General features: G+C 44.4%; 7 protein-coding genes. 5 read left to right on the top strand and 2 right to left on the bottom strand.

Annotation, left to right across the window (positions count from 1 at the left end):
- The coding region (locus tag AB4653_RS17810; protein ID WP_372104870.1) for a conjugal transfer protein TraG N-terminal domain-containing protein at window positions 1-2,719 on the top strand (2,719 nt) is incomplete at its 5' end.
- A gap of 88 nt (window positions 2,720-2,807) precedes the next feature.
- Window positions 2,808-3,263, top strand: a complete 456-nt coding sequence (locus AB4653_RS17805) for a hypothetical protein (protein ID WP_102257491.1) — start codon at window positions 2,808-2,810, stop codon at window positions 3,261-3,263.
- 163 nt (window positions 3,264-3,426) lie between these two features.
- On the opposite strand, the gene AB4653_RS17800 is transcribed toward AB4653_RS17805, so the two are convergent.
- A complete protein-coding gene (locus tag AB4653_RS17800) occupies window positions 3,427-3,699 on the bottom strand; it encodes a helix-turn-helix domain-containing protein (protein ID WP_102257490.1) in 273 nt (90 codons plus the stop codon).
- A 342-nt stretch (window positions 3,700-4,041) separates the two neighbouring features.
- Between AB4653_RS17800 and AB4653_RS17795 the strand changes: the two genes are divergently transcribed.
- The 3 genes from AB4653_RS17795 (at window position 4,042) to AB4653_RS17785 (ending at window position 6,171) form a co-directional block, all read left to right on the top strand.
- Window positions 4,042-4,863, top strand: coding sequence for a restriction endonuclease (locus AB4653_RS17795; RefSeq protein ID WP_102257489.1), 822 nt, complete (start codon window positions 4,042-4,044; stop codon window positions 4,861-4,863).
- Window positions 4,864-5,269: 406 nt separating this feature from the next.
- On the top strand, window positions 5,270-5,713 hold the full coding sequence (locus tag AB4653_RS17790) for an antitoxin Xre-like helix-turn-helix domain-containing protein (protein WP_016800265.1): 444 nt from the start codon (window positions 5,270-5,272) through the stop codon (window positions 5,711-5,713).
- Window positions 5,710-6,171 (top strand): RES family NAD+ phosphorylase, encoded by a 462-nt coding sequence (locus AB4653_RS17785; protein WP_016800264.1) that lies wholly within the window; start codon window positions 5,710-5,712, stop codon window positions 6,169-6,171. Before AB4653_RS17790 ends, AB4653_RS17785 begins: the two co-directional genes overlap by 4 nt.
- Window positions 6,172-6,371: 200 nt before the next feature.
- On the opposite strand, the gene AB4653_RS17780 is transcribed toward AB4653_RS17785, so the two are convergent.
- The coding region (locus AB4653_RS17780; protein WP_372104868.1) for a Fic/DOC family protein at window positions 6,372-6,716 on the bottom strand (345 nt) is incomplete at its 5' end.

Genomic DNA, 6,716 nt, shown 5'->3' with positions numbered 1-6,716 from the left:
GAGATCCCCAATGACCTTAGACTTTTATCTCTATGGCGCAGGCCCTCAATTACAACGAGCCTTGAACGCCGTCGCCACTTTTTTTACCACCAACACCTTTGGCTCGTTAATCGAAATCGCCTTACAACTGGCCTTTATCATCAGTGCCACCCTATTTTTTGTGTCTCGAGACGCGAAACATGTGATGCGTTTTATGTTCATTTACTTGGCTATCCCCACTTTTCTTATCAGCATGAAAGCCACCGTCCATATCAATGACGCGCAAAATCCTATGCGCATTTATTACGTGAATAACGTGCCTTACATCGTCGCAATACCCGGTTGGGCGGCCACCACGTTCATGCACGGCTTAACCGAAGGCATTGAAATCGTCTTTAGCAGTACAGAGGATGAAAGCTACAGCTCCTCAGGCATGGTGTTTGGTTCGAATTTATACACGTTGCTTCGTAGCGCCAACGCCGAAACCATTGATCTGCAACGCTATTGGAAAGACTTTTATCACAACTGCATCGTCGGAGACATTCGAATTAACAAAAAATACACCATGCAAAACATCCTGCAAGCACCGGATTTGCTGGGTTTTCTCGCCACAAAATCGATGTCCCCCATTCGTGGGCTCTATAACCCCCAGGGTCAATACAGAACCTGCCGCGACGCGTTTCCTGAACTCACTCAACAATTTGATGAAGAGGCCAATCAAACCATGAATAAACTGGGCGCGTATATCTTGGGACGAGAGAGCAACATCCAATCAACGTTCTTAAGAAACGCCATCGAGAATAGTCACCAAGATTTAATTGGGGTCAGTAACAACGCGGTCGATATTTTAAAACAGAACATGGTCATCAACATGACGCGATGGAACATCGAAAACACGCACCGAGGTATCGCGGCCAACTACGCCTACACCGCCAACCAAATGCAAACCACCACCATGTGGGCCAACATTGGGCTGCAAGCCAAAGAGTTCATTCCAATGATGCACTCGATAGGAGTGATTTTGTTTGTCTGCTTTGGGGCGATCATTGCCATCATTGCCTTGCTGCCACATATGGCGCTGCCTGTCCTTAAAAACTACGTTGGCAGTTTTTTCTATCTGGCCACTTGGCCTATGATATTCACCATCCTCAACGCTATAATGATGTGGTTCTTAGAAGGGGCGACCCAGGGCGCGACACAAGGGTTACGCGGCATTACCCTCTCGAACATGAGCGGCATTGATTACGTCAACACGCGTTACGCCTCCATTACCGGATACTTGATGATGTCCACCCCCGCGATTGCTTTGGCGTTAACCAAGGGCGCAGCGGCCATGATGAGCAGCTTAAACTACCAACTGGCGGGGATGATAAACCAAACCAATGCCCGTACGTCGGCAGCGGCCTCAAGCGGTGACATCAGCCACGGTAATACGCAAATGCAGACCCACACGTTTAATAACGTCAATGGCAATAAGTTTGATACGTCGACATTGCTGAAACAACACGGCAGTACCACGCAAAGCGAAGACGGTATGCTTTCAACGCAATACGGTGATAGAACGGTGTATGACACTAGCCCTACCGCGTCGAATTTCCAGTGGAATGTCGCCAGCTCTAGTCAATACAGTGAAGCGGTGCAAGGCTTGCATACTAGCGCTCAATCCAACCTTTCGACACAACAAGCGGCCTTGTCGCAAAGCACACAAAGTGGCTCTCAATTGATGGCCGATTGGAAAGAGAGTTATTCGTCAACCCAAGGTTATGGTTTAACTCATGGACACGGCGCGAGTGCGGCGGCTTCAAAAGGCTTAGAGCAGGTCAACTCCGCCACTGAGCAAGTCAGTGCGGCAACCGGATGGAGCCATGAGAAAGCGAATGCCTTCTTACACTCAGCGTACGGCGGTTATGACGTGAACGCTGGACTGTCAAGCGGCGCTCTCGGTGACGCCGTAGGGTTTAATGGGAGTGTGAACGTGTCCACGGGACAAAAATGGACACAGGAAGAGCGTGAAACGCTCAGCAGCATGAGCAACGAACAACAAAGCCAAATGCAAGCCGCCATCGAATCCTACCGCTCTGGTGCCAACCAAACCATCGAGGCGAGCAACCGCCTCTCGACCGATGAACGTAATACGGAGATGGGCACTTACGCCACTGGCTTTACGGCGAACTTTAGTGAGACGCAAGGTTTAATTACGTCCACGACACAAGCTCAACAAGAGGTCAATACGCTCAGTCAAGTCAACAGCCAAGAGCAACGTCATATGGCCAGCCTGACTGAGAAACTGGAAAAGCCGTTCCAAGAGTTTGTTGAGGAAAAATATGCTGATAAAGAAGGAAAAGCTCGACAAATCCTAACGGGCAATAATGATGACTCTCGCCAATCTCGATCTAATGAATGGGAAGCATTTAAAACAACCGATACGTTTAAAGATTTTGTGCTCGCAAGCTTACCCACGCAAGAAGAGCACGAACGTACCTTTAATTCTGAGCCGACCCAAGCCGAGTGGCAAAAGATGGTGGGGGAACAATTTAAAGGCAAGGCTCTAGGTAATACCGGTCAAACGGTGCTGGATCAGCATCAGAAACACGGCGGCACAGAGCGTTATTACAACCCCGACAACCACTCACAAATCGTGGATGAAACTCGCGGTCAATTTGAGAGTACCAGTAACCGTGTTGAGCCACCATCAACCTTGCAGCCAACACAAAAGGAAGAGGATAAATCCCGCTCTTAATCTATAAATAATGGTTAATTATTAAGCAGCCCAAGTGGGGAGTCAGAAAAACTGATAATATAAACAGTATAAAGTGGAGGGATTAGTGATGAAAAGATGGAGCGTCTTAAGCTTAACCGTATGGTGCTCCTTTGGGAGTCTAACGGCAGAAGAGATAGAGATAGACATTGATAAGTATGGCAGTAAACATAACCCTGCCTCTATGCGTTATTACGTTGAGCACTATCAAGAGCCCGATAGCCCTGAGTATCAAGCTTTAATGATCGGTGTTCGTGTTGCTGCTTATACAGCGGATCTTTATACCACTCGCTTAGATGCTCGCAACCAACGTATCGACTACTGTTTACCAATGACAGATACAAGCAATCGCGAAAGCTTAGATAGTTGGAGAACCAAAGATTTGATGACAATCATCGACAAAAGACTCAAACGCGATCCTAATCTAAAAAAATATGGGGAAGCAGGTATAGGTGTCGATATTGGAAGCTACCTTGTTGCCGCTCTCAAAGAGCAATACCCTTGCCCGGTTCAAAAGCAGTTTTAAGCTGTTGGTTTACCCTGCCAAAAGTTATCCGTTCTTATCATGCTTCGCTGTAAATCCCCGTGATGTCTCACGGGGTAAATTAGACCAAGCTACTGACTGGCGGCGTTTTTCAAGGTAATGATGGCTACGCCCTCTGCTGTGTCCTAATAGGCTTGATATATACCTATAGGCTTTCAACCAATCCAAGTTCATTACTTGTAATCTGGTTTAATTTTTTGCTGAAACCACCCCTGTTGATCCCTAACATCCTAGCAGCCTTTGATTGATTACCACGCGTATGAGTTATCAACTCAGTAAACAATGTGTCTAGCACCGTAGGAGTAACCCAAGACATATCCGGACTAGCTGATTTATTATCAAACCATGTTAGCTCCAGTTCTGCTCGGATAAATTTTTTCAAATGGTCTTTGTTGATTGGGGTTAGTTGGTCATTCATATAAATTGAAGGTTGTTAATCGATTTTATCATGTTGGCAAATTTATCATGAAAGTGCCTTAAAATCTGCTAACTCCCAAATTTGATGTCATGCAGACTTTGGTTTGTAGTCGCTTGGTGAGCACGGTCATCTTGACTTGAGTATGTCGTCTACTCAACAACTATGAGTTAGAAGTGTTCGGATTCCGAACAAGGAATCCGAATTCAAGCGTTGCCTTCCCAGCCTTAGCTCATCAATAGCTATCATCCTGATAAATATCACCTTACAAACTATACCCACCATCTATCGATCATCTATCGTTTGTGTTTTAATGCATCTAAATGCTTATCAGGTAATCTTCAAATGGCACGAAAAAACGATGGAATCATATGGCACTTAATGGACGCTCCATGGTGGTTAAGCGTAGTACTCTCTGCTTGTATTTATTTTGGGCTTTCATATCTATTACCTAGCTTGGCCGTGGATAGCAATAATTTCATCTTTGAAGCTATTGCTCCAAACTTGCCCTTGATGGCTCCATATTTTACGTTCTTATTTCTTCTCCCCGCACCGATAGCGTTTTTCAAGCAATATCAGAGGAAAAGAAGCTATCTCAAGACGAACACTCAGATTAAAATTCAGAGGAATACTTCCCCACTAAATCACCTGACTTGGATCGAATTTGAAAGTTACATCGGAGAATACTTTAAGTCTCAAGGGTATGCGGTCAAACAGTCTTTCGCTCAAAAATCTGATGGCGGTGTTGATATTTGGCTTACAAAAGATAGTGAATTAAGCCTTGTACAATGTAAGCATTGGAAAACTCGCAAAGTGGGTGTGCAAATTCTAAGGGAAATGTACGGTGTCATGATCGCGAACAATGCCAGTAAGATGATTATCGTAACTTCAGGAGACTTTACTTCTGAGGCTGTCACTTTTTCTCTAGATAAGCGCCTGTGGCTAGTCAACGGCAGCGAACTAGTACATATGATTGAAGATGGCCGCAGCTTTCAAAATAAACCCTCAATATCGCCCCAAACACACAGGGCAGGCGTCGAATCTATGATTTGTCCTAGTTGCCAATCTAAGCTTGTAATGCGTGTTGCTAAGCGAGGAGCTAAATCTGGTATGTCTTTTTATGGTTGCTCTACGTATCCAAAGTGTCGTTATACTTGCGACTGCTGAGTTTTAATCTATTCGCAAAATACGCTTGTTGTAGCAAGTAATCTTTGATGGCCCGAAAGTTGCTGCTGGCATCTATGCTATTTGGCATGGCCAACAACTGATTTATTGCGGTATCTCTGAAAGACAAGGCTAGGTCTGGCAAGATATTGGAGCAATTACCTCTTTTAAACCCTCTCTAGATGAACCTTGTCCAGTTCTGAGTCAGCATGTCGTCGCGACTCATGTTCTCAATCTCTATTGTCTTCCGACAGTTGGAATTGCGGCGTTTCTTTCTCTGGTAAAATAAAGCAGAGAATGCTCTAACTTACTTGTCGCTCTCCAATTTTCCAAGCTATGTACTTGTAAACTTGCCTACCGCAATCATCTGATACATAATGACACTACCATCTGATAAGGAGTTATTGTTATGTCACAAATGCAAGCATTCAAGCCTGTTAAACAGCCAGCTAGCTTTTGGCAGCAAGTAGGTATTCCATCGCGAGGGGTAACCCTTTATGAGTCTGTTCATAAAGGTCTGGATTTTGATGTTTTTGACAAACTAGCCAAGCACTCTAAATTGGAAAAGAAAGAGTTGGCTACCGCTGTTACAATTCCACCAGCCACACTAAACCGCAGATCGAAAGCTGGACGTTTTAACAAAGACGAAAGTGATCGTTTGTACCGTTTTGCTGAGATATTCAACCAAACCATCAACTTGTTTGAAGGTGATATTTTGGCCGCGTGTGAATGGATCAAATCCCCTGTGGTTGGTTTGGGTAATCGCCGCCCTATCGATATGGTTGCCACAACTGCTGAATCAGAGGGTGTGCTAAACCTAATTGGACGATTAGAGCATGGGGTATTTTCTTGATCACTTTGTACCGAATCGTAAAGGAAAAGTGGGAAGAGTCAGCTTTCGATGGCGAAGGCTCCAGACTGTACGGAGGGCGTTGGAATTCTATTGGACGGTCTGCGGTTTATGTTGCTGCGTCAGAGTCACTTGCCATTTTAGAAATCTTGGTTCATCTCAAAAATACCAAAGTACTTGAAAATTATGTCTTGTTTACGTTGGAACTGGATGAAGCCGATGCTTTGGTCCTTGAAAATGACGACTTACCGGACAACTGGAATGAAGAGCCAGCCCCGCTTCAGACAGCCGAAATCGGTGATCAATGGTTATCGAGCTATTCAAGCTTGGCGCTGGCGATCCCATCGGTGATTGTGCCTCGCGAACAAAACTATGTGCTCAACACAAAACATCCAGGTTATCCAAAACTCATCAAAACAGCCAAAAAACACGAAATTTCTTTCGATACGCGGCTTCTATAAATCAGCTATTCCCACTGTAATTGTCCGAGGACATTAAAGTTTGTCAGTTCCAATTTAGTTTGATCTGTTTTTGGCTACATCAAGTTAGACGGCGAAGATAAGTTAAACCACTTTCGCCCCGTTATTTTTCACAGAAAAAAGCGGTTCAACACTCCTCAGCTGAGTTTAGGCGATTAAAACTAATGCAATCGCACAAAAATTCAGTCTTGTTTTTCACTAGATAGAGCTAAACGAAATATTGTAATTAACGGTTCTAAATCGAGTGATACCCCTGCAATATTTGCATCAATCCATTCTTGTTGAGTAATTTTAGGCCACTCGATGGTGTAGCCAAGGACAAATACGAGTTCTTCAAAGAAAAAACGTAAAGTTCGGCCATTACCTTCCCTAAAAGGATGTAACAAATTTAATTCGCAAAATAGACTGGCTAATTCTTGGATAAGATCAGGCAAAGCCAAATTGTCTAACGAAGGGATAATATCAAATAATTTTGAAGCTTCAGCTTCAATCCTAGAAACGGTACAGAATCGAGTGTAGCCTTTAGA

The sequence above is a fragment of the Vibrio sp. 10N.222.48.A3 genome, assembly GCF_041475345.1.
GTDB classification, from domain to species: Bacteria; Pseudomonadota; Gammaproteobacteria; order Enterobacterales; family Vibrionaceae; genus Vibrio; species Vibrio tasmaniensis_A.
The sequence above is the reverse complement of the archived record's forward strand: the minus strand, read 5'-3'. Positions and strand labels throughout refer to the sequence as shown.